This is a genomic window from Streptomyces sp. NPDC031225 (assembly GCF_055570355.1).
In genome coordinates this window covers 294,983-315,739 of record NZ_JBVIHJ010000007.1, presented here as the reverse complement: position 1 = coordinate 315,739, position 20,757 = coordinate 294,983, and the positions used below count along the sequence as shown (strand labels likewise).

General features: G+C 68.8%; 23 protein-coding genes, 1 tRNA gene and 1 pseudogene. 10 read left to right on the top strand and 15 right to left on the bottom strand.

The genetic code is table 11. The features are described from left to right. Positions 1–276 precede the first annotated feature (276 nt). On the top strand, positions 277–1,614 hold the full coding sequence (gene mshA / locus ACZ48Z_RS15130; RefSeq protein ID WP_468736271.1) for a D-inositol-3-phosphate glycosyltransferase: 1,338 nt from the start codon (positions 277–279) through the stop codon (positions 1,612–1,614). Next, the gene (locus tag ACZ48Z_RS15125; RefSeq protein WP_468736270.1) at positions 1,607–2,098 is read left to right on the top strand and encodes a type III secretion system chaperone family protein; all 492 of its coding nucleotides are present in this window, start codon (positions 1,607–1,609) and stop codon (positions 2,096–2,098) included. The genes mshA and ACZ48Z_RS15125 overlap by 8 nt, the downstream gene beginning before the upstream one ends. Positions 2,099–2,155: 57 nt before the next feature. On the opposite strand, the gene ACZ48Z_RS15120 is transcribed toward ACZ48Z_RS15125, so the two are convergent. Both ACZ48Z_RS15120 and ACZ48Z_RS15115 read right to left on the bottom strand, forming a co-directional pair. Beyond that, positions 2,156–2,680: a hypothetical protein gene (locus tag ACZ48Z_RS15120; protein WP_468736269.1), complete on the bottom strand. Its 525-nt coding sequence runs from the start codon at positions 2,678–2,680 to the stop codon at positions 2,156–2,158. 10 nt (positions 2,681–2,690) lie between these two features. After that, positions 2,691–3,527 (bottom strand): helix-turn-helix transcriptional regulator, encoded by an 837-nt coding sequence (locus ACZ48Z_RS15115; protein WP_468736268.1) that lies wholly within the window; start codon positions 3,525–3,527, stop codon positions 2,691–2,693. 49 nt (positions 3,528–3,576) lie between these two features. On the opposite strand from ACZ48Z_RS15115, the gene ACZ48Z_RS15110 reads away from it, so the two are divergent. Further along, positions 3,577–4,002 carry a DUF2000 family protein gene (locus tag ACZ48Z_RS15110; RefSeq protein ID WP_468736267.1) on the top strand — a complete coding sequence of 142 codons (426 nt, stop codon included), beginning with the start codon at positions 3,577–3,579 and terminating at the stop codon, positions 4,000–4,002. Here the strand turns inward: ACZ48Z_RS15110 and ACZ48Z_RS15105 are convergent. Continuing rightward, complete coding sequence (locus tag ACZ48Z_RS15105) at positions 3,977–5,251, bottom strand: MDR family MFS transporter (protein WP_468736266.1); 1,275 nt, start codon at positions 5,249–5,251, stop codon at positions 3,977–3,979. The genes ACZ48Z_RS15110 and ACZ48Z_RS15105 overlap by 26 nt on opposite strands. A 163-nt stretch (positions 5,252–5,414) precedes the next feature. Between ACZ48Z_RS15105 and ACZ48Z_RS15100 the strand changes: the two genes are divergently transcribed. Then, positions 5,415–6,176 carry a phosphoglyceromutase gene (locus tag ACZ48Z_RS15100; protein ID WP_468736265.1) on the top strand — a complete coding sequence of 254 codons (762 nt, stop codon included), beginning with the start codon at positions 5,415–5,417 and terminating at the stop codon, positions 6,174–6,176. Between the two features lie 100 nt (positions 6,177–6,276). Here ACZ48Z_RS15100 and ACZ48Z_RS15095 read toward each other — a convergent pair whose 3' ends face one another. After that, positions 6,277–6,456, bottom strand: coding sequence for a hypothetical protein (locus ACZ48Z_RS15095; protein WP_468736264.1), 180 nt, complete (start codon positions 6,454–6,456; stop codon positions 6,277–6,279). Positions 6,457–6,888: 432 nt separating this feature from the next. Beyond that, positions 6,889–7,476 (bottom strand): annotated as a pseudogene (locus ACZ48Z_RS15090) (tyrosine-type recombinase/integrase); the annotation flags it as partial. Between the two features lie 503 nt (positions 7,477–7,979). On the opposite strand from ACZ48Z_RS15090, the gene ACZ48Z_RS15085 reads away from it, so the two are divergent. After that, complete coding sequence (locus tag ACZ48Z_RS15085) at positions 7,980–9,491, top strand: helix-turn-helix domain-containing protein (protein WP_468736263.1); 1,512 nt, start codon at positions 7,980–7,982, stop codon at positions 9,489–9,491. Between the two features lie 68 nt (positions 9,492–9,559). Here the strand turns inward: ACZ48Z_RS15085 and ACZ48Z_RS15080 are convergent, their stop codons facing one another. Together ACZ48Z_RS15080 and ACZ48Z_RS15075 are read right to left on the bottom strand one after the other, a co-directional pair. Beyond that, positions 9,560–10,093 carry a hypothetical protein gene (locus ACZ48Z_RS15080; protein WP_164409965.1) on the bottom strand — a complete coding sequence of 178 codons (534 nt, stop codon included), beginning with the start codon at positions 10,091–10,093 and terminating at the stop codon, positions 9,560–9,562. Positions 10,094–10,601: 508 nt separating this feature from the next. After that, entirely contained in the window at positions 10,602–11,825 is a 1,224-nt protein-coding gene (locus ACZ48Z_RS15075) for an ISAs1 family transposase (RefSeq protein WP_468736262.1), read from the bottom strand. Between the two features lie 134 nt (positions 11,826–11,959). Here ACZ48Z_RS15075 and ACZ48Z_RS15070 point away from each other — a divergent pair, with 134 nt between their 5' ends. The 3 genes from ACZ48Z_RS15070 to ACZ48Z_RS15060 all read left to right on the top strand — a co-directional run bounded on the left by ACZ48Z_RS15070 (position 11,960) and on the right by ACZ48Z_RS15060 (position 13,527). Beyond that, the gene (locus tag ACZ48Z_RS15070) at positions 11,960–12,352 is read left to right on the top strand and encodes a hypothetical protein (protein ID WP_468736261.1); all 393 of its coding nucleotides are present in this window, start codon (positions 11,960–11,962) and stop codon (positions 12,350–12,352) included. Between the two features lie 197 nt (positions 12,353–12,549). Next, complete coding sequence (locus ACZ48Z_RS15065) at positions 12,550–12,891, top strand: hypothetical protein (RefSeq protein ID WP_468736260.1); 342 nt, start codon at positions 12,550–12,552, stop codon at positions 12,889–12,891. Positions 12,892–13,032: 141 nt separating this feature from the next. Next, a complete protein-coding gene (locus ACZ48Z_RS15060; RefSeq protein WP_468736259.1) occupies positions 13,033–13,527 on the top strand; it encodes a hypothetical protein in 495 nt (164 codons plus the stop codon). Positions 13,528–14,048: 521 nt separating this feature from the next. On the opposite strand, the gene ACZ48Z_RS15055 is transcribed toward ACZ48Z_RS15060, so the two are convergent. Further along, a complete protein-coding gene (locus ACZ48Z_RS15055) occupies positions 14,049–14,315 on the bottom strand; it encodes a DUF6959 family protein (protein WP_468736258.1) in 267 nt (88 codons plus the stop codon). A 97-nt stretch (positions 14,316–14,412) separates the two neighbouring features. Here ACZ48Z_RS15055 and ACZ48Z_RS15050 point away from each other — a divergent pair. After that, positions 14,413–14,481, top strand: a tRNA-Tyr gene (locus ACZ48Z_RS15050). 60 nt (positions 14,482–14,541) lie between these two features. Here ACZ48Z_RS15050 and ACZ48Z_RS15045 read toward each other — a convergent pair. Next, complete coding sequence (locus ACZ48Z_RS15045; protein ID WP_468736257.1) at positions 14,542–15,204, bottom strand: formylglycine-generating enzyme family protein; 663 nt, start codon at positions 15,202–15,204, stop codon at positions 14,542–14,544. Between the two features lie 917 nt (positions 15,205–16,121). Between ACZ48Z_RS15045 and ACZ48Z_RS15040 the strand changes: the two genes are divergently transcribed. Continuing rightward, complete coding sequence (locus ACZ48Z_RS15040) at positions 16,122–16,688, top strand: GNAT family N-acetyltransferase (RefSeq protein WP_468736256.1); 567 nt, start codon at positions 16,122–16,124, stop codon at positions 16,686–16,688. Positions 16,689–16,707: 19 nt separating this feature from the next. Here ACZ48Z_RS15040 and ACZ48Z_RS15035 read toward each other — a convergent pair whose 3' ends face one another. The 6 genes from ACZ48Z_RS15035 to phoU all read right to left on the bottom strand — a co-directional run bounded on the left by ACZ48Z_RS15035 (position 16,708) and on the right by phoU (position 20,625). Next, on the bottom strand, positions 16,708–17,262 hold the full coding sequence (locus ACZ48Z_RS15035) for a DUF4760 domain-containing protein (RefSeq protein ID WP_468736255.1): 555 nt from the start codon (positions 17,260–17,262) through the stop codon (positions 16,708–16,710). Positions 17,263–17,342: 80 nt separating this feature from the next. Then, positions 17,343–18,026 (bottom strand): alpha/beta fold hydrolase, encoded by a 684-nt coding sequence (locus tag ACZ48Z_RS15030; RefSeq protein ID WP_468736254.1) that lies wholly within the window; start codon positions 18,024–18,026, stop codon positions 17,343–17,345. A gap of 238 nt (positions 18,027–18,264) precedes the next feature. Beyond that, positions 18,265–18,474, bottom strand: a complete 210-nt coding sequence (locus ACZ48Z_RS15025) for a hypothetical protein (RefSeq protein ID WP_468736253.1) — start codon at positions 18,472–18,474, stop codon at positions 18,265–18,267. 64 nt (positions 18,475–18,538) lie between these two features. After that, complete coding sequence (locus tag ACZ48Z_RS15020; RefSeq protein ID WP_468736252.1) at positions 18,539–19,123, bottom strand: hypothetical protein; 585 nt, start codon at positions 19,121–19,123, stop codon at positions 18,539–18,541. A 74-nt stretch (positions 19,124–19,197) separates the two neighbouring features. Next, the gene (locus tag ACZ48Z_RS15015; protein WP_468736251.1) at positions 19,198–19,446 is read right to left on the bottom strand and encodes an SCO4226 family nickel-binding protein; all 249 of its coding nucleotides are present in this window, start codon (positions 19,444–19,446) and stop codon (positions 19,198–19,200) included. Positions 19,447–19,935: 489 nt separating this feature from the next. Then, the gene (phoU, locus tag ACZ48Z_RS15010) at positions 19,936–20,625 is read right to left on the bottom strand and encodes a phosphate signaling complex protein PhoU (RefSeq protein WP_468736344.1); all 690 of its coding nucleotides are present in this window, start codon (positions 20,623–20,625) and stop codon (positions 19,936–19,938) included. Positions 20,626–20,757: the final 132 nt, after the last annotated feature.

Sequence of the window (20,757 nt, the reverse complement as noted above, 5' to 3'; positions counted from 1 at the left end):
GGTATGCGGCGGCTACGGGGCCAGATGCCGGCGCCAGTGCCAGTGCCAGTGCTGCGGCAGGAGACGGCGAGGTGGCGCCCCCGCCGCACCGCTCCCCGCCGCACCGCTCCCCGCAGTCCCGCGACGCACTCCATCCTCGAACGGTTGAGCGAAACCCGGTAATACCTCGGCAAAAACGGCCCCGTCCGGAATGGGAATGCCTTGCTCCGGTGTTGCACCCCCTTGGAGGGCCCCGAACCCTCCGAACGGCATGCCCGCAGCAAGGAGGAGCGCCACGTGAGCCAGTACGTCAGCAGGCTTCAGCGTCGCTCCCAGGCCGCACCCCACCGGCTGCGCCTGCACCGCCGTCCCCGCCGCGTCGCCATGCTCTCCGTGCACACCTCACCGCTCCACCAGCCGGGCACCGGCGACGCGGGCGGCATGAACGTCTACATCGTGGAGCTCGCCCAGCGCCTCGCCGCGATCAACATCGAGGTCGAGATCTTCACGCGCGCGACGACCGGCGGCCTCCCGCCCACCGTCGAGATGGCCCCCGGCGTCCTGGTCCGCCACGTGGACGCGGGCCCCTACGAGGGCCTCAACAAGGAGGACCTCCCCGCCCAGCTGTGTGCCTTCACCCACGGCGTGATGCAGGCCTGGGCCGGCCACCGCCCCGGCCACTACGACCTGGTCCACTCGCACTACTGGCTCTCCGGCCACGTCGGCTGGCTCGCCGCCCAGCGCTGGGGCACGCCCCTGGTGCACGCCATGCACACCATGGCCAAGGTCAAGAACGCCAACCTGGCCGACGGCGACACCCTCGAACCCGCCGCCCGCGTCATCGGCGAGACCCAGATCGTCGCCGCCGCCGACCGCCTCATCGCGAACACCGCCGAGGAGCGCGAGGAACTCGCCCGGCACTACGGCGCCGACCCCGCCAAGGTCGCCGTCGTCCACCCCGGCGTGAACCTCGACCGCTTCCGCCCCGCCGACGGCCGCGCCGCCGCCCGCGCCCGCCTCGGCCTCCCGCAGGACGCCCTGATCCCCCTCTTCGCGGGCCGCATCCAGCCCCTGAAAGCCCCCGACGTACTGCTCCGTGCGGTCGCCGTCCTGCTCGACCAACGCCCCGACCTGCGCTCCCGCCTCCTCGTCCCGGTCGTCGGCGGCCTCAGCGGCAGCGGCCTCGCCAAACCCGAGGGCCTGCAGAAACTGGCCTCCCGCCTCGGCATCGCGGATGTCGTGCGGTTCCACCCGCCCGTCGGCCAGGAGCAGCTCGCCGACTGGTTCCGGGCCGCTTCCGTGCTGGTCATGCCCTCCTACAGCGAGTCCTTCGGCCTGGTCGCCATAGAGGCCCAGGCGGCCGGCACGCCGGTGCTCGCTGCGGCGGTCGGCGGGCTGCCGGTGGCCGTGGCCGACGAACGGACCGGTTTCCTCGTACGAGGACACGATCCGGCCGCCTACGCGCGTGTGCTGCGCGATTTCGCGGACAACCCGGCGCTCACACCGCGCATGGGAGAGGCGGCCGCCCGCCACGCCCAGTCCTTCGGCTGGGACACCGCTGCCGCGGCGACGGCGGACGTGTACGTGGCCGCAGCCCAGGCGTACCGCCGTCGCGTACGCTCGCAGCATGGCTGATGCGCGGAAGGTCATCGAGGGGGTCCTGGAGGACGCCGAGCTGGAGTGGGAGAGCCCGGCACCCGGCAACTACGTGGTCCAGCTCCCCGGCACCCGCAAGCTGAAGACGACGGTGTCCCTCCTCGTCGGCCGCCACTCCCTGTCGCTGAACGCCTTCGTCATCCGCCACCCCGACGAGAACGAACCCGGCGTCCACCGCTGGCTCCTGGAGCGCAACCTCAAGCTGTACGGCGTGAGTTACGCCGTCGACCGGCTCGGCGACATCTACGTCACCGGCAAGCTCCCTCTCGCCGTGGTCACCGCCGACGAGGTCGACCGCCTCCTGGGCCAGGTCCTGGAGGCGGCCGACGGCAGCTTCAACACCCTGCTGGAGCTGGGTTTCGCCACCGCGATCCGCAAGGAGTACGCGTGGCGGGTGGACCGGGGCGAGTCGACGCGCAACCTGGACGCGTTCGCCCATCTGACACAGCGCTCGCAGGGCTGAGGCCAGAGGGCCTGTTCGGAGCCTCGGTGCGTCGGCGCGCCTCGGTGCTTTGGGGCCCTACGAGTTGCCGGGCGGCAGCGAGTCGGTGGGCTGCGGATCGTCGGTCGGTTCGTCCGTCGGCCCGTCGGGATCGCCGGGCGTGGCCGGCTTGTCCAGCTGGTCCGCGAAGGCCCGCAGCGCGTCGGCCAGTTCCTTCTTGGTGGGCAACTCGTCGATCTTCTTGTCGAGTTCGGCGATACGCCGGTTGAGCTCCTCCAACTCGCTCGGAGTGGAGGGCTGGTCCGTGGGTTCGTCGGTGACCGGGGGGTCGTCGGGGGACGTGGAGGAGGGGCTCGGGTCGGTGCCGCCGGAGGTCCCGGCGTTCGAGTTGCCGTCCGAGGTGCCGCCTTCGCTCACCCCGACGCTCCCGCCGGAACCCTCGTCCGGCGGCTGGGAGGCCGACACGCTCGGCTCGGGGGCACCGGGGTCGTCGTCGGAGCTCGCGGCGATGGCACCGCCGACACTGACGGCGACCAGGACGGCCGCCCCGGCGACGGCGACGGAGAGACGTCTGAACGGTAAGGAGTTCTGTCTGTCATCCATGCCGGCGACGCTAACCGCGGGCGATCACCGGACGGGCGTCTTCCGTCGATCTCCTCGCGCTCGTCCGATAGCGCCCCGGCGGCACCCCCACCAAACGTTTGAAGTGCCGGGTGAGATGGGCCTGGTCGTGGAACCCGGTGAGCACGGCGACCTCGGCGGGACCGCGGTCGGCGAGCAGCAGGGCCCGGGCCCGGTCGACCCGCCGCGAGGTCAGGTACTGATGCGGTGCGATGCCGTAGGCGGTGCTGAACGCCCGTACGAGATGCGCCGGATGAGCCCGCAGACCTCCTGCGGCCTCCTCCAGCGACAGCCCCTCCACGACCCGCTCGTCGAGGAGTTCGCGCAGCCGGCGGGCGAGGGCGGGGTCACGGCGCGGCGACTCGGCGTGCAGCCCCGGCCCCAGCAGGGTCCGGAGCCGGTCGCCGATGAGGGTGAGCCTGCTCTCGGCCTCGAACTCCTCACCGGCGCGGGTCAGCGCGGTGTGCAACTGCCCCACCCGCCGCCGCAGTACGGGGTCCCGCAGATCGGGACCGTCGACGGCGGGTCCGATGAGCTCGTCGCCCAGATGCGTGCCGTCGAGATAGACGACCCGCTTGCGGAAGCCGTCCGGGCTCGCCGGGGAGCCGTTGTGCGGGACGTGCGGCGGCAGCAGCGACACGGTGTCGTCCGGAGTGCCGTGCTCGTGCCGGTCGAGGTCGTACCGCACGGCCCCGGCGTCCACGATCAGCAGCGTCCACGCCTCGTGCACGTGCATCGGGTAGGCGTACTCGGTGAAGCGGGCGTGGAAGACCTCGGTGACGCCCGGGACGGCGGGGCGCCAGGCGGTGACTTCACTCCGGGCGGCCATGCAAAGAACGTACAAGACGGGGTCGTACGGTGCCCGGCAGTCTCATCGCATGAGCAACGAACCGATCCGCTTCGACACCAAGATCGCCGTCCTGCTGCGCGAGGACCTGGAGACCTGGCAGCGCCTGAACGTCACCGCGTTCCTCGTCAGCGGCCTGGGCGCCGAGGCCCCCGAGGTGATCGGCGAACCCTACGAGGACGCCGACGGCGTGCCCTATCTGCCGATGTTCCGGCAGCCCGTGCTGGTCTTCGAGGGCACGAAGGAGACCCTGACGGCCGCCCACGCGCGTGTGCTGTCCCGTTCGCTCCCGCGCGCGCTCTTCACGAGCGACCTGTTCGCGACGGGCAACGACCGTGACAACCGCGCGGCGGTGCGGGCCGTCACGACGGCGGAACTGGACCTGGTGGGACTCGCGGTGTACGGACCGCGCAACGCCGTGGACAAGGTGCTCAAGGGTGCGCGGATGCATCCGTGACATCCGCCGCGGCCGGTCCCTCGCGTACGACGGTCCCGGCGGCGGCCCCCTCCTTCGGCAGCCGGCGCATCAGGACGGCGTACCCCGCCGCCGCCACCGTCCCCACGAGCGCGCACGACCCCCACAGCCACTCCGCCCCGAACCGGTCGATGACGAAACCCGACATCAGGGGGGCGACGAGGGCGGCGACCGACCAGGACAGGGTGTACATGCCCTGGTACCGGCCGCGCCCGTGGGCGGGGGAGAGGCGGACGACGAGCCCGGTCTGGGTGGGCGCGTTGATCATCTCGCCCATGGTCCACACGCACACCGTGAGGGCGAAGAGGCCGACCGATCCGGCGAAGGCCGTGAGCCCGAGGCCGTATCCCGCGAGCAGGGACGAGGCGACGAGCAGCCGCCGGGGGTCCCGGTCCTGGATGAAGCGGGTCACCGGGATCTGCAGCACGACGATCAGCACACCGTTGAGAGCGATGGCCAGGCCGTAGTCGGCGGGCGTGAACCCGGCCTCGCCCATCGCGACGGGCAGCCCGAGGGCACCCTGCTGGAAGATCAGGGCGACGAGGAAGGACAGCCCGACGACACTCATGAACCGTCCGTCGCGCAGGACGGTACGCAGGCCGACGTCGTCATCCGGCTCCGTGGAGTGCCGCACGACGGGCCGCGACTCGGGCAGCCTGAGGAAGACGACGACCGCGCAGACGGCGGTCATCCCGGCCTCGATCAGGAAGCCCGCGAGATAGCTGTACTCGGCGATGAACCCGGCGGCCGTGGAGGAGACGGCGAAGCCGAGGTTGATGGCCCAGTAGTTGAGCGAGAAGGCCCGGACACGGTCCTCGGGCCGCACGATGTCGGCCATCATCGCCTGCACGGCCGGCCGGGAGGCGTTGGAGGCCATGCCGACCAGGAACGCGACGACGGCGATCGCGGCGGGATGGTGCATGAACCCTAGGAGCGCGACGAAGACGGCGGTCGCGGACTGCGCGACGAGCAGGGTGGGCCGCCGCCCGAGCCGGTCGGTCATGACCCCGGCGCCGATCGACGAGACGACTCCGCCCAGGCCGTACAGCGAGGCGACGACACCGGCGTAGAAGGCGGAGTAGCCGCGGTCGAGGGTCAGGTACAGGGCCATGAAGGTGGCGACGAAGGCACCAAGCCGGTTGACGAGCGTGCTGGTCCACAGCCACCAGAACGCGCGGGGCAGCCCCGAGACGGTCTCGCGGGCGGCGCGTCCCAGGGTGGCGAGCGGCATGACGGATCCCCCACGATGTAAGTAGCCCAGACGCTGGCCACACCTTACGAAGAGGAGGGGGCAGCAGGCCACTCGATTAACGGACGACGCCAACCGTCCCGTTCACTGTCCATCTGCCGAGCGGGCACGCAGGGGACCGAAACCGTGGATTACGCTCATACGCATGGCCGACGCACCGTACAAGCTGATCCTCCTCCGCCACGGCGAGAGCGAATGGAACGCGAAGAACCTGTTCACCGGCTGGGTGGACGTCAACCTCAACGAGAAGGGCGAGAAGGAGGCAGTCCGCGGCGGCGAGCTCCTGAAGGACGCCGACCTCCTGCCCGACGTGGTCCACACGTCCCTCCAGCGGCGTGCGATCCGCACGGCCCAGCTGGCCCTCGAATCCGCCGACCGGCACTGGATCCCGGTCCACCGCTCCTGGCGCCTGAACGAGCGCCACTACGGCGCCCTCCAGGGCAAGGACAAGGCCCAGACCCTCGCGGAGTTCGGCGAGGAGCAGTTCATGCTGTGGCGCCGCTCCTACGACACCCCGCCGCCCCCGCTCTCCGACGACTCCGAGTTCTCCCAGGCGTCCGACCCGCGCTACTCCTCCATCCCCCCGGAGCTGCGCCCCCGCACGGAGTGCCTGAAGGACGTCGTCGTCCGCATGCTCCCCTACTGGTACGACGGCATCGTCCCGGACCTCCTGGCCGGCCGCACGGTCCTGGTCGCGGCCCACGGCAACAGCCTCCGCGCCCTCGTCAAGCACCTCGACGGCGTCTCGGACACCGACATCGCGGGCCTGAACATCCCCACGGGCATCCCGCTGTCCTACGAACTCGACGCCGACTTCAAGCCGTTGAACCCGGGCGGCACCTACCTCGACCCCGATGCCGCGGCGGCAGCGATCGAGGCGGTCAAGAACCAGGGCAAGAAGAAGTAACGCGACGCGATTAAGCCCCCCACCTGCGGTTTCCCTGCGGGTGGGGGGCTTTGCGTTGGCCTCGGGCCGTCTCTGGGCCGTCAGCTGCTGGATCGGGCCGCTAAGCGCGTCGGCGCCAGCGCCGGATGCGGACGTCGAGGACGATCAGCAGGGCCGTCGGGATGACGATCTCGGCGGGGGCGCTGGCCCAGAGGGCGAGTGCTCCGCCGGCCGTGCCGATGAGCGCGATCGGCAGGTCGCGGGGACAGATGTCGACGGTGACACCTGCGCGTGGGACCATGTGGCCTCCATCTGTGGTCGGTTCCTGGCAAGGGTTTCCGAGCGCGGAAACGGAAACGAATGCCGCCCCTGCCAGGGCGGCATTCGCATAGCAGTGAGACTTTCCCATAGGTGCTGTCATATGGCCAAACATGCAGGTGGCTTGATGTTTAGAGGGTGCGGCTATGACCTTCTACGCTTATGCGTGCACAACCCTTAGAAGAGCCTGCAGTAACGTTCCTCTGTTCATTCTCGTAGACGGGCCGTTTACGAGAATGAACAGGCCAGCAGTTGTATGGACGTCAGTGGATGCCCGTGGTGCTGCCGGATTTTCTGCTAGCTAGAAAGCTCGCTAGCGACGGCGGATAACTTCGGGACAGAGGTTTCTCATTCCGTCCATGGATGGGTTACTTCCATCCATGGACGGAAGGTATTGAGATCTCCCCTCCGTTATCTAGCCCGGAGAGAATTCCTCGTAAGCCGAGGCGATAGCCTTCCGGGTACGCTCCTGGCTGGACGGCATGAGATGCGCGTAGACCCGCAGCGTCAGACCGGGGTCAGAGTGCCCGAGGTACTCAGCGAGGGCCTTGATGTTCTCTCCGGCGTCGAGGAGCACCGAGGCGTAGAAGTGGCGGAGAGCGTGCATGCCGTTCTCGCGAGACTCGGCGTACGGCTCGCCCGGCTTCCGCACTGGGATCACTCCAGCCGAAGCCAGCGCCCGCTTCCATGCCTCCTCGTTGAGAGATGTACGCCAGACATGGCCGCCACGAGGCCCGGTGAAGATCAGCCGCTTGGTCATCGAAGGTCCGCCAGCCACCTTCCAAGGCAAGGTGATCTCGGCCGGCGGGAACTGCTTCATATGCGCCCGGAGCGCATCGGCGACCGGCTCTGGAAGTGGCACGTCCCGGAGCTTGCCGCCCTTCGGCGGCGCGAAGACGGCCTTGCTTCGGCTCAGCTTCAGTTGCTGGACCACATGCAGGGTGCCCGCCTCAAAGTCGATCGCGTCGACCGCGACGCCGAGAATCTCGCCCTGCCTCAGCCCAGGTCGGTTGCAAGTTCCGGGATTGGGTGGATCGTCCGCGTTGAGCGGGAGTTGACGTGGCAACAGCACAGGCACGAGACCGGTGATCATCAGGGTGTCTACGCCAGCTGATCACATTGAGGTCCCGTGCCTGCCGCTCCATCCTCCCTGGTCCCTGTCGCCCTGGCGAAACTGGGCCCCCTTCACCATCACCACAGGTGGTGGCCGCCGAACGGCGTTGAGCAGCCGATCGAGTTCGTGGCGGCGTCCGACGAACGCGAAACCCCGTCCGAAGCCCGCAGCACCACACTGGTCAGCCGTCCCGGCCATCCCGTCACCGTCCTCCACGGACACTGCTGCCGCGCGCGAATACCCATCCTGGCGGCCGTACATACCCATTCCAAGCGGCCCCCATTGTTCCGTCCGGCCGGTACCGGCAGCGTCGGACATGCGCCCCCGGGCAACGTGCGTCCCGGCCGAGGCGCATGCCCGTGCAGGGCGCGTGCCCAGGCAGAGAAGGAAAGATGGGTCGTCCCGAGAAACCGCTGGATCCCGGCGAAGGTCCCGTTCAGCGCTTCGCGAGCGAACTGCGTGCGCTGCGGAGCGACGCCGGCAGCCCCACCTACCGTTCGATGGCGTGCCGCGCCCACTACTCCCCCACCGCGCTGGCCCAGGCCGCCGCGGGCGACCGGCTGCCGTCCCTGGCCGTGGTCGTGGCCTTCGCCCGGGCCTGTGGCGGGAATCCGGACGAATGGCAGCAACGGTGGTCGCGGGCCGCCGAGGAGTCGGCCGCGTTCCGGGACGACGTCGCCCTGTCGCCCTACCGGGGGCTGGAGCGGTTCGAGAGTGAGCAGCGGCACCTGTTCTTCGGGCGCGACCGTGTGGTGGACAGCCTGCTCGACCTCATACGCACGAAGCGGTTCGCCGCGCTGTCGGGACCGTCGGGCAGCGGGAAGTCCTCGCTGCTGCGCGCCGGCCTGCTGCCGGTCCTGCGAGATGCCGCGCGGTGCGCCGGACACCCGGTCACCGTCCACCTGATCACGCCGGGACCACGGCCGGCGACCACGTACGAGCAGCTGCTGTCGCCCGGCGCCGACGACCCGGAACGCTGGATCGTCGTCGACGAGTCCCACGAGCTGGGCACGCTGGTGCCGGACCTGGACGAGCGGCTGCGGTTCGTCGAGCTGCTGGTGGCCGCGCGGCGACCGGAATCGCGGCTGAGGGTGGTCCTCAACCTCAGGCCGGACTTCCTGTGGTGGTGCCCGCGTCAAACACCCTGGCTCGACGCACTGACCGACTGCACCGTGCGGATGCCGGGGATGACGTCGGCGGAGCTGCGCGAGGCGATCGTCCGCCCGGCTGCGGCTGCCGGGCTCGCCGTGGAACGTGATCTCACGGCCCGGCTGGTCGACGACTTCCTCGGGCAGCCCACCATGCTGCCCATGCTCTCGAACACGTTGCTGCGCGTCTGGTGCCGCCGGCGCGGCCGAGTGCTCACCCTGGCCGACTACGAGGAGATGGGCGGGGTGCGGGGCGCCCTCGCCACCACCGCGGAGGAAGTGTTCGACCGGCTGTGCGCCCGGCAGCGGCTCACCGCGCGCAGGGTGCTGCGCCGTTTTGTCGCCCCCGACGAGAACCGCTCCTACGTGCGCCGGCCGGTGCGGCCGTCCGAGCTGCGCGCGTTCGAGGACCGGGAGACGCGGCCGGTGCTGAACACGCTGGTCGGCGCCCGGCTCGTCACACTCGGCGAGAACTCCGCGGAGCTCACCCACGACGCCGTGATCAGCGAGTCTCCCAGGCTGCGTCGGTGGCTGGAGGAGGACCGCGAGCGCCTGCTGCACCACCGGTATCTGACCGAGGCGGCGGGAGCCTGGCAGGAGCTCGGTCACGACGAGTGCGACCTCTATCGCGGCAAGCGCCTCGCCATCGCGGAAAGCCTTTTCCTCAGCTGTCAGGAACCCGACGAGCTGACCGGTCTGGAACGCGAGTTCCTCACCGCTTCCCGCCACGCTCAGGGGCACCGCCACGCCGCGTGACCACAACGCGTAGACGCAACTGAAGGGGGTGTGACCGCCGTGCGGCGGTCACACCCCCTTCAGATGTGCTAGCTCCGTCCCGCGTAGTGGAACGTCGAGTAGTGGTCGTCGGTCCAGAACAGGTCGCCGGTACCGATCGCCCTGACGATCCGGTTGGCGTCACGCCGGGGAACCACGTCGTCCCGCTGACGGTCGTAGATGGTCGTGTTGTACTCCTGGAAGGTCCCCGTGTACCCGTGGCTGGAGCTGGGGGCCGCCGGGCTGTTCATGAAGTTGATGAGGCCCTGGTCGCGGTCGTAGAACCGGCCGCCGGTGAAGACGAAGTCGGAGTGGGTAACCCCGTTGCTGTCAGTCCAGTGGGCCGCCTCGATCCACTCCCGGTCACCGAGGTTGCGCCAGTTCGGCCATCCCATATTCTCCCAGAAGTCGATGCCCAATTCCATGTTGCTCGGCGGATTCTGGGTGTGCTGGGCACTACCCGAGACCGGCGCCGGCTGCGCGGAGGCGACACCGGGGGCGGCGACACCTATTCCCAGGGCGAGCGTGGAGGCGACGAAGCCCACGGCGAACGCACGCCTGCTCTTGACAACGAGTTTCTTCATGCTGATCGGATTCTCTTTCACTTGCCACTCCGCCGTGTTCGGCGGCTTACGGCAAATCCTCACATCCGAGCAATTGTCCAGCTATCCCCTGCCGATTGGTGTGGACAACCTCCTGCCCGACACTGCGAGACAGTCGACACACGCACGGCATGAAAGACCCCTGCGGAAGTATTACCGCCCCCCATTGCCGTCTTACTCGGCCCCGCAATGGGGTTCCCGGCCTCCGGGCCCGGCATGACTGCTCCCCCCTGTTGATCATGATCTGGGGGTGGTGTCACCGGTGCCGGGCGCTGGCAGACCGCTGGCTAGGGGCATGACCAGCGGTTCTTCTGGGACTTGGGAGGCTCTTCGTAATGTGGATGCCGGCAGCTGGTGCCGCAGGTGAGGCCGGGACGGGTACGACCGGAGAGTGCACGTGATCGACATCAGCGAAATCGGCGTCTTCCTCGGCCTGGACGCCGGCAAAGGCGAACACCACGCCACCGCCCTGACCCCGGTCAGGGCGGCTTCAAGTTCCCGGTAGAAGCGGGCTGCCGGTGATGCCCCAGATCCAGATGGCGTGTTCGGGTGCGTCCCGGATCGCTCGGGTGGTATTGGCGATGTTGTCCGCTCCCAGCAGCCGCAGTCTGCCGATGGCCAGGTTCCGCAGAGCGGCCATCGCCCGCGGCGCGCTGCCGGTGTGGACGGTGGAGGCGTCCTCGGCGAACACCACATCTCTGACATGGTGGCTGGAATTTTCGATTCCCCAGTGCCCGCGCACATATCCGCCCAGGTCGGCAGGGGTGGCCTGGTGGGTGTCGAGGCTGGTGACGGCGTAGACCGTCTCCCGGGTCTGCCGCTTGCCGTTCTCCTGGCGGCGCCGGTGGATGCGCAAGGCCAGCCGGGCTCGCGGGAAGGCGATCCCGCCCAGGTTCGCCGCGATGGCCATGGTCTTGGCCGAGCGGGACTCCCGCCGGCCGTGCCCGGTGCCGGAGACGGTGTGCGCCACGGGCACCTGGTCCCACGGCAGGGCCTTGAGCTGGGCCGACGCGGTCGGCTGGTTTCCCTTGATCACCGCGATGTAGTGGGCTTTCTTCTCCTGTACCAGCCAGCGCACCTGGTCCTTGACGCTGTGCAGGGCGTCGAAGGTGACCACGGTGCCGGTCAGATCGAGTGGTTCCAGCAGCGGACGGAATGCGGCCGTCTCGTTGGTCTTGGCCCCCACCTCACGCTGGGCCAGGGTCACGGTGGGGGCGTGGGTGACGGCGGACAGCAGGTGCCGGTGGCGCTGCTGGCGGTGCGCGGAGCCTGACAATGCCTTGCCGTCCACCGCGATCGCCGGCCGCGGCACCGAGCCGGTGGCGTCGACGCCGGTGTAGTTGTGTCCGGCCAGGTAGGCGCCGATCGCGGCGTCCAGGGCATCGCCGTCGAGGGCGGCCAGGAGCCGGGTGAAGGTGGCATGGGACGGGGCGCGCCGGCGTCCGGGCAGATGGCGCCGGATGCCGAGGTGTTCCAGCACCGTGGTGGTGGCGCGCTGTCCCCACTCGGTGATCTCGGTGGTGGTCCGGGCGCCGGAGACGACTGCGCAGGCGCAGATCAGCAGCAGGCCGACCAGGGGATACCACCGCCCTCGACGCGAACGCGGGTCGGGTACGCGCTGGAGGTGGGCGCGCAGGCGGCCGGTGTCGTGCTGGTGAAGGGGGCCCAGTTTCGCCAGGGCGGCAGGGACCAGGGAGGATGGAGCGGCAGGCACGGGACCTCGATGTGATCAGCTGGCGTAGACACCCTGATGATCACCGGTCTCGTGCCTGTGCTGTTGCTGCGTCAACTCCCGCTGGACGCGGACGATCTACGCGATCCCGGAACTTGCAACCGCCCTGGCATCCGATGCCCGAGCTGTTGAAGCGGATCTATCTCGAAGTCGCCAACGGTGGCTTCGGACCGTGGGAAGTGGTGTCCGTGACCGAGACGAACGACTGGTTCAGCGACTGCTCAGACATCACCATGGCGTACCGCGGATTCATTGCCCCCGATGACGTCCTCCCGTCGGGGATCGTCCCGCTGATGGACCGGGGCTGCGCAATGTGGACGCTGATCGACTTCCGGACGGCCGACGGCCAGATGTGGGACTGGGACCCCAACCTGTGCTGCATCCGGCATGCCCCTGCACCGATAGGACAATCACTCGCGCAGTGGCTCACCGACTGGCTGCAGGGCAGGGCGCACGAGGGCCCCTACCCAGAACGGTTACCGATCGCCTCCGACTGTCGCAACTCGTAAGGCGGTTTGGCCCCGTCTCAGTTTCCGTCTCATTCATCGGGGTTCACGGCCGTTCAGACGAGACCGTAAGCCTGGTAGGACCGGGAGTCGGGCCATCCCTGAACGCAGGTGAACGCCCCCGCACGCAGCACACCACCCCACCACCACAGTTGGAAAGCGTGTTGGCACCGCGCCTCCGCTCGGCAGAGGATGCCGGGGTGAACGCCGACCAGGTGCAGGCCCTTATCGAGGTGTTGCTCAACCCCAAGGCAGACATCGGTGGCCGGGACGACGCCGCTATGGATCTGTACGCAACGGATGATCCCCGTGCACGCGCAGCCCTGCTGAAGGTAGCCAGTGACGCGAGCACGCCTCATATCGTGAGGGCGAGTGCCGGTGAGTCGTTGGGCCAGGTCGCCGTCGCGACGAAGTGTCCGCTGTCGAAGTCGGAACGGACGCAACTCATGCCGGAGGCGCGACACGAGTACGACGTGTTCCATGAGGTTGCGTGCACCACAGCCGCACCAGACCGGGCGGGGGACAGCAGGGAACCAAGGTGAAGGCTGCAGGGGCCGATGAAGCAGCGCCAACGCCGTAGCCCAGGTCACCGCCCGAGCGGCGCCTAAATACCCACGGCTTTCCCAAGCTGAGAGATCAGCCGCACTGCGCTCACGTCCATAGAACCGCCCTGGGGAGGGGAGATGTCGTCTCTAGCGATCACGTGGAAGCTGCACAGTCACGGGTGGGCCGACATCAAGGTGTCGGACGATCGCGGCGAGGCAGAGGCCGTCGCTTCCTACATCACCGATGCGTCCGAGGAGTTCCTCTACGCCGTTGCCCGCCTCGTCCTCGGTGACGACGAAACGCGCGCCGAGTTCAACGGAGAGCCAGAGCTGTACCGATGGTTCTTTCGCAGAGACGGATCAGCGGTCGATGTCCGTCTGGTCCTGGCCGACAACGCCCAACTCCTGGAAAGCTCAGGGATAGTTCTCTGGTCAGGCCGCCACACCGTCACGGCGCTGGCACGGTCCACCGTCCGGGCCTTCTACCGGATCGACTACGAGCAGGGCGAGGAAGGCTACGAAGCCCAATGGGGCCGGCCGTTTCCCCGAACCGAACTCGAAGCTCTGCGCACCGTCATGCGGTCGCACCAGAGATCTGCAGAGGCCAACGACACCGCCACCGAGTCCGGTTGAGAAGTGGCGAGTCTGGGCCGTCCCTGGGCCGTCCGACGCCGCTCGACAACGGCCAACGACGACCAACACCGACCACCAGGTGCACGAGCCCACCGCCCCTGAGCAGCAAAAACCCAGCTCCCCAAGATCCCTGACAACACCCAGGGCAAGAAGAAGTAACCGAACGTCTGAAAGCCCCCGACCTGCGAGGTTCTTGCGGGGCGGGGGCTTTTTTGGTGGGCCTGGGCCATCAGATACGTCGGCGCCGACAACGGACGCGGATGTCCAGGACGCTCGACGCAGCCCGACCGTCGGTCAGGTCCGGGCCATACCCAGGCCGCCCCCAGACGGACGGGCCGGGGATGCAACTGCTCTACAGAGCTGGACACCTCGGAAGCCGGCCGCGCGTCCGAGACCCCAGCCACGCCCACTGACAACGCACCCCACCGGCACGACCCGCCCCCTCGCCCAGCCGTTCGCACTCGTCAGCGCCCCGAACAGCTGCAAAGGCCCGCAACTTCCCGAGCAGGTGGCCCAACAGCTCAGTACGGCCGCTGAATCTCGTGCTCGTTCAACACAGCCTCGTACCGTGCCAACAGGGCATCCAGGTCCGACAGAAGAAGGCCGGCGGAGTCCCGAGCTTCGTCCACGTCGCCCCGCTCACAGGCTTCCAGCACCTCGGCCACGTCACTGCGGAGGATGTGGAGGGAATCGCCCTGCACCAGTACCCCGGGGAACCGTCGGCCGGGGAGGCGAACCACTGCGTCGTTGCTGCCGTCCGTGAACAGCTCGGCCTCTATGCGCTCCATCGGACCATCCAACCTGACATCACCAGATGACATCAACGACTCTGGACGCAGGCGGCCTTGAGCGATCACACACGCCAAATTGGCAGGACTGCGACAGCCGTACGAGAACCGCCTGATCGAACTCCTGTAGCAGGTATCGCAGGTTCGAATCCTGCCGGGAGCACCAGTTCAGAAGGGGGCTACCTCCGAAATTCCGGTAGCCCCCTTCTGGCATCCAGATCTTGCCCTAACTGGTTGGCAGGGGTGCGACCGGGCGGACCGCAGTGAAGTCCTGGGACTCGTCACGGGTGGCGGAGAGCAACAGCAGCCACTCGTCGCAGCCCTGCCACGGAGAGAGATCGCCGCCACCTCCTCGCACCACGCGCGGTCCGTCGCCGGTACGGGGGCGAGCGTCCGCCGGCGCGTCCGTGAAATGTGGGATCCACACATCGGCGCAGACCTCGTTCGCCGACCCCATCGCCGCCAAGCCGAAGGCGTTCTCAGCCGCGGCTGTGCGCTCCTCGTCGGCAAAGTCTTCCAGCACATGGTCCTCGTCCGGCCTCCCGTCCCCTCGGAAGGTCAGAGTGGTCGTCCCTGCCCGGGCCGCGTACTCCCACTCCGCCTCGCTGGGCAGCCGGAAGGGCAACGTCCCGAGCAGGTCGTCCAAGTCATCCTCGAAGCGGGCCGTGCTTGCATCCGAGTCGGCGAAGCTGTCCTCGTACTCGGGCAGCCAGTGCCGCGCTTGCGCCACCGTCAGCGGATGTCGGGCCATCAAGAACGGTTCGACCCGCACTTCTCGTACCGGCCGGGCATGGACAGCACCGGCGAAGAACGCTTCGAGGTCGTCATCGGCGCCGTCGGACCGCTCAATGGCACGAACCGCGTCCAGCTCCGCGTCGGACAGACCCATCAGGAATGTCCCACCAGGGACAGCCCGGAAGACCACTCCGGAAGGAATGTGCCGCCACGCCGGTCGACCGGCCACTATCTCGTGAGCCCACATGGTGCCGGACGCTAGCAGCCGGGCATCCCGGGCGAGGGAGGAGGCCCGGGAAGGGAATGTGGTCAGCTGATCACCTCCTGGACGCCGCAGCTCCGCACCACTGCCGCACCAGATCGAGCGGGGAACAGCGGGGAACCATGGTGAAAGCCGACGGCACCTGCGAGAGTTGCGGGTCAGCCATCAACGCTCGTCAGCGCCCCGATTCAGCCTCGAATGATCACAGCTTCCCAAGCCGAGGTACCAGTACGCTGCCACCGGCACGCACCGCCAGGCACCGGCACAGACGAGGAGCGTCGTGGAGCTATCGCCACCGATGGTGAACCGTCTTGCGAACAGCAGCCTCGGAGCCGTCCCGGCGGCCGCTGCTGTGGCCTACGCAGCACAGGCCGGTACCGGCGTCTCGCGGCTCGTGGCCTGTTTCGCTCTGATCGGGTTCGCGATCCTCGCCGTGAGGGGATACCGGCTCGGCGTGACGTGTGAGCACGACAGCCTCTCGATCCGCGGCTACCTGCGCACACGCGTGATTGAGCGAGAGCGCATCTCAGAGATCACGGACTTCCCCGCCGTCAGATGGACGGCTCGCAAAGGGGGGAAGCGGTGGACTCCTGTCACTGCGTTCGTGACGAGCCCGAGCGAAGCGTCGGCAACCCGCCTTCACAAGGCCCATGTCACCGGGAAGTTGCGACGGTGGGCGGGACGGTAGCGTCGGCCGACGTGGGACTGACGCGTCCCGTGATCAGGCCCTCCGGCTGCGCGAACGGCACGGGTGGCTACGGCACTTCGACGAGACGGCCGCTGAGCGAACTACGTGAGAATGAGCCCCGGTGAGAATCATCCCCGCCCGACCGGGCGACCTGCCCCAGCTGCTGGCCTTCCGGACGGAGGCCGCGAGCTGGCTCTCCCGCCTCGGAATCGACCAGTGGCAGTTCCCCTACCCGGCGGCAAAACTGCTGGAGACCGTCGAGGACGGCACCGTCTTCATGGTCCTGGACGGTTCGGTGACGGCGGCCACCATCACCGTGACCCCCGAGGTGCAAGCGGGCCTCTGGACGGAGCAGGAACTCTCGGAGCCCTCCATGTTCATCAACAAGCTCTCCGTGGCGCGGACACACGCCGGGCAGAACATCGGCGGGCGACTGCTGGACTGGGCCGGTGACCGTGCCTGCCGGGCCGGGGCGGCATGGCTCCGGCTCGACGCGTGGACGACGAACGAGGATCTGCAGGCGTACTACCTCCGCCAGGGCTTCCAGCACGTCCGTACGGTCCTGGACGGCGACGCGATCAACGGAGGCCCGAGGGTGTCGGGTTGGCTGGCACAGCGACCGGCGCACCCGACCGACCACGGCTTCACGGACGAGACCCCGGAGCCCGGACGCCTCGGCGGTGATTAGGACCAGTCGCACTCTCCCCCTACGGCACGGGTTGTCCCTGCGGGGGCAGGTTTCCGCTGCCCCCAGAGGGAACGATGGACCGGCGTGGCGTCATCCTCCCGGCCAGCCACTCCAGGTTCTCCCACACCCGGGGCTCACCGTGCCGACGCCGCTGCTCCTCGATCCAGGGCCGGTAGTTGGTCCAGACGGAGATGACGATGCCGCCCCACGCCTCGTCGATGACCTCTCGGTCGAAGGCGTCCGTCTGTGCGCCGACGGCAAGGAAGTTGAACGCCGTGAGGTAGGCCGTGATGAGTTTCGTCGCTTGATCGTTGCCGGACAACGACAAGCTGATCAGGGCTGTGATGGCCTCGTGATCCCGCTCGTGCGGTATCCCCTCGTCGAACAGCGCCTTCCGCCGCTCCATGTTGGCCGTGAGGTACTCCATGGTCGCCTGCTTACGGCGCCTGTCGTGGTCCTGACCCGTACTGCGCGACAGCATGAGGAGCTGCCAGGCCAGTGCGGCGAAGGCGACGACACTGACGACCAGTGAACCGAACGAAGCAACCAAGGACCACCGCTCATACGACGTCACGGGCGGATACCTTACGGAAGGCCCGCTGCTGACGGGGGGCGTTTCCGACATCAAGACCCCCTGCGCACGCGGGGCGGCCGCTAGGAGTTGGCGGCCTCCGCCAGGACGCGGGCGAGTTCGCGCGGGCGGGTGGCCATCGGCCAGTGGCCCGAGTCGAGGTCCACGTACTCGAGGCGGGTAGCGCGGGCGAGCTCAGGACTGTCACCGGCGGCGACCAGCTCCTCGGCCTGAGCCGGGGTGAACTCCGGGCAGACAACGACAACGGGGACGCCGAAGCGGCGCTCGTCGGTCAGTCGTACGACACCTTTGGCGACCCCCTCGGGAACAGGAACCGCGGCGGACGCGAAGCGGTCGCGGGCCCGCTCGTCCAGGTCGGCGGCGTCCGCGCCCTCGAAGGGAGCCCAGCCCGGGAAGGGCATGGCGCCGCCCTCCATCGCGAAGTAATCGGCGTAGGCCTGCCCGTCGGCGGCGGGGAAGCCGCCGATCAGGGCGACCTTGGCCACCTTCTCCGGTCGCGCGTCGGCGGCCAGCCAGGCCAGGGTCGATGCTGCGGAGTGCCCTACCACCAGCGGCTTTCCGGGCGCCGCGTCCACCGCGGCAAGCACTGCTTCCCGCTGGTCGTCGAGCGTCGCGGACGCGGCGCCGTCGCCCTGGCCCGGGAGGGTGAGCGGTACGGGACGGTGGCCGAGCGCGGTGAGTTCGGGCACGACGTCGTCCCAGGCGGATCCGTCGAGCCACAAGCCGGCGATGAGCAGGATGTCCACGTGGTTCTCCCGAGGAGGAGTCGGATCTGGTCGCCGACACGCTAGCGGGGGGCTCTGACACCGGGCTCTGACACCGGGCTAGGGCCAGAGCCCGATCTGCGGAGACGGCCCGGCCCGGCTGATCCGATCCAACTCGGCGAACCCATGCGGTCACAGCACCGGAGGCTCGAAAAGCTTCGCGTACCGCTTGAGCGTCGCTCGGCTGACCCGGACGGTTCCCCGTGTGCTCTGGTCGTCGTCATGAGAAGAAGCCGGCCCAGTACTCGTCGGGACCGCACACGAAATCCCCGGGGCGGTCCGTCCTCAGCTCCTCGTACCGTGCCGTGAAGGCATAGAGCGCCTCCTGGAGCGAGCAGCCGAGATGCTCGCGGAGTGTGACGAGGCCGGGGATGATCCGATTGTTGAGGATGTCATCGTCGGCGACGGTGACTGCGGCATTGTCGGTCATGGCAGTGATCAACCCGGTTCGAGGCTTGTCGGCAACAGTGAAGGGGAGAGAGCGGAGGTTCGGCTCAGGGCTCCGGAACCCGTTCCACAGGCGGGGGCGTACGGCTGTAGCGGGCTCCCTTGGTGCCGTAGTGGGCCAGGTACAGGGTCTCGCCGTCGACCTGGAGTTCCGCCGGCGGCGGGTTGGGGACGGAGATCCGCGGGTGGGAGTAGGGGTGGCCCTCGATGAAGAGACGCTCCCGGGGCTGGTTCCACCTGTCCGCCCAGCCCTGGGCCACCTCGCGGGACCACGGGTCCTGCAGGGTCCGAGGGGCGGCCGGGTCGTGCAGAGGGCCGTTGAGACTGCGGACGAGACCTTCGCTGTAGACACCCTTGACCCGGAAGTTCTCCAAGTCCTCGGTGCGCACGACCATGTTGACGTACCGGCGGGAGTTGCCACGGTGCCGGCCGGCCGCGTGCCAGCGACAGTGGCCGGGGTCCCAGCGCGTGGGCGGGAGCCACAGCAGGGTGCCCGCGGCGAAGTGCCGGGTGCCGCGCCGGATGTCGAGGCCGCTCTCGCCGTGCGCTGTCTCCGGGGACACATTGGCCACCAGGCACCAGCCCAGCAGCCCGTCCGGTGTCTCGTCGTCGGTGGGTTCGGTGTCTGCCACATCGAGAATCCTGAGGCAGGAGCGGGGCGGCGGCAAAGCTGTTTTCGGTTCAGGCCGTCGGACGCGGGGCCGTGTCAGACCGAGAACGGCACCGCGTGGATCTCGTCCGCCTTGTGTCCCGCCCGCTCGTGGATGCGCTGCACCGCCTCGGCCGAGGGGGCCTCGGAGAGGCAGTAGACGGTTCCCGACTCGGGGTCCGCCCACGCGCGCTCGAAGTGCACGCCCTCTTCTCCCTCAATGGCGAGGTCGGCCTGATGGGCCTGCTTCAGCTGGTCCGCCGTGATGCCCTGCATCCCGTGGTGTACGTCCATGAAGAGCGACATGACCCGCACCTCCTGTCCTTCCGACTCCCTCCATGCTGCGCCTCCCGCCCGGCCGGGGCGACCGTTGCCGCCACGCACGCCATGACGAAGGGCCCCGGTACCCACCCCGGAGCCCTTCACCGACGTACGAAAGCGCGGCACGAAACGCCGTACCGCACTCAGCCGTACGACACTCAGCCGCACTGACACGGATTGCCCGACTGGCACCCGCACCCGCAGCCCGAACCGCAGCCGCACGCGCCGATGACCGTCAGGGTCCTGATCGCGGCGGGCTGCTCGGTCGGGCGTTCCTGGGTGGGGTCGGGCTGGGGGGTGCTGGGGGATTCGGCCATGGGTCTGGGTCCCTCCTCGTGGCGAGGGCCGGACGTCCCGACGGTCGGATCAGGCCCTGTACCCATTGGATGCCCGCTCCGCTGGGCGCATCAACGGCGCACAGAGGCTTGCGCCCGCCCCGGGCGGGAGCCCTCGTACCCTCGCACTCCGGAGGGCTCAGGCCCCCTCCGCTCCCGTCGGCGGCTGGATGTCCGCCTGGAGATCGTCGGCGTGCTCCCCCGTGACCAGGTACACCACACGCTTGGCCACCGACACCGCGTGGTCGGCGAACCGCTCGTAGTAGCGGCCGAGCAGTGTCACGTCGACCGCGGTCTCGATGCCGTGCTTCCACTTGTCGTCCAGCAGGTGCTGGAAGAGCGTGCGGTGCAGCAGGTCCATCTCGTCGTCGTCCGACTCCAGCTGGAGCGCGAGGTCGACGTCCTTGGTGATGATGACCTCCGCCGCCTTCGCCATCAGGCGCTGCGCGAGCTGGCCCATCTCCAGGATGGTCGCGTGCAGGTCGTGCGGGATCGCGCGCTCCGGGAAGCGGAGCCGGGCGAGCTTCGCCACGTGCTGGGCCAGGTCGCCGGAACGCTCCAGGTCGGCCGACATGCGCAGGGACGTGACGACGATACGGAGGTCCGTCGCCACCGGCTGCTGGCGGGCCAGGAGCGCTATCGCCTTGGCCTCCAGGTCGTGCTGGAGGTCGTCCACCTTCTGGTCGGCCTCGATCACGCTCTCGGCCAGCTTCAGGTCGGAGTCGAGTATCGAGGTCGTGGCGCGTCCGATCGCCGAGCCGACCAGCCGGGCCATCTCCACCAGACCGTCGCCGATCGAATCAAGTTCCTCGTGGTACGCGTCCCGCATCTTCGGTTCCCTCTCGTACGTCATTCCTGTGGGTTCCAGGGGCCATAACCGGCCGTGAAACCGGTGCTGCGTACCCCACGCTCCCACGTTCGGCCCTGTACGCGTCCGTTTCCGACCTCCCAAATGAACCAA

Coding starts and splice junctions, on each gene's coding strand:
- ACZ48Z_RS15125 (WP_468736270.1), top strand. CDS start 1,607: ATGGCTGATGCGCGGAAGGTCATCGAGGGGGTCCTGGAGGACGCCGAG.
- ACZ48Z_RS15120 (WP_468736269.1), bottom strand. CDS start 2,680: ATGGATGACAGACAGAACTCCTTACCGTTCAGACGTCTCTCCGTCGCC.
- ACZ48Z_RS15115 (WP_468736268.1), bottom strand. CDS start 3,527: ATGGCCGCCCGGAGTGAAGTCACCGCCTGGCGCCCCGCCGTCCCGGGC.
- ACZ48Z_RS15110 (WP_468736267.1), top strand. CDS start 3,577: ATGAGCAACGAACCGATCCGCTTCGACACCAAGATCGCCGTCCTGCTG.
- ACZ48Z_RS15105 (WP_468736266.1), bottom strand. CDS start 5,251: ATGCCGCTCGCCACCCTGGGACGCGCCGCCCGCGAGACCGTCTCGGGG.
- ACZ48Z_RS15100 (WP_468736265.1), top strand. CDS start 5,415: ATGGCCGACGCACCGTACAAGCTGATCCTCCTCCGCCACGGCGAGAGC.
- ACZ48Z_RS15095 (WP_468736264.1), bottom strand. CDS start 6,456: ATGGTCCCACGCGCAGGTGTCACCGTCGACATCTGTCCCCGCGACCTG.
- ACZ48Z_RS15085 (WP_468736263.1), top strand. CDS start 7,980: ATGGGTCGTCCCGAGAAACCGCTGGATCCCGGCGAAGGTCCCGTTCAG.
- ACZ48Z_RS15080 (WP_164409965.1), bottom strand. CDS start 10,093: ATGAAGAAACTCGTTGTCAAGAGCAGGCGTGCGTTCGCCGTGGGCTTC.
- ACZ48Z_RS15070 (WP_468736261.1), top strand. CDS start 11,960: ATGCCCGAGCTGTTGAAGCGGATCTATCTCGAAGTCGCCAACGGTGGC.
- ACZ48Z_RS15060 (WP_468736259.1), top strand. CDS start 13,033: ATGTCGTCTCTAGCGATCACGTGGAAGCTGCACAGTCACGGGTGGGCC.
- ACZ48Z_RS15055 (WP_468736258.1), bottom strand. CDS start 14,315: ATGGAGCGCATAGAGGCCGAGCTGTTCACGGACGGCAGCAACGACGCA.
- ACZ48Z_RS15045 (WP_468736257.1), bottom strand. CDS start 15,204: ATGGGTCTGTCCGACGCGGAGCTGGACGCGGTTCGTGCCATTGAGCGG.
- ACZ48Z_RS15025 (WP_468736253.1), bottom strand. CDS start 18,474: ATGACCGACAATGCCGCAGTCACCGTCGCCGACGATGACATCCTCAAC.
- ACZ48Z_RS15015 (WP_468736251.1), bottom strand. CDS start 19,446: ATGTCGCTCTTCATGGACGTACACCACGGGATGCAGGGCATCACGGCG.
- phoU (WP_468736344.1), bottom strand. CDS start 20,625: ATGCGGGACGCGTACCACGAGGAACTTGATTCGATCGGCGACGGTCTG.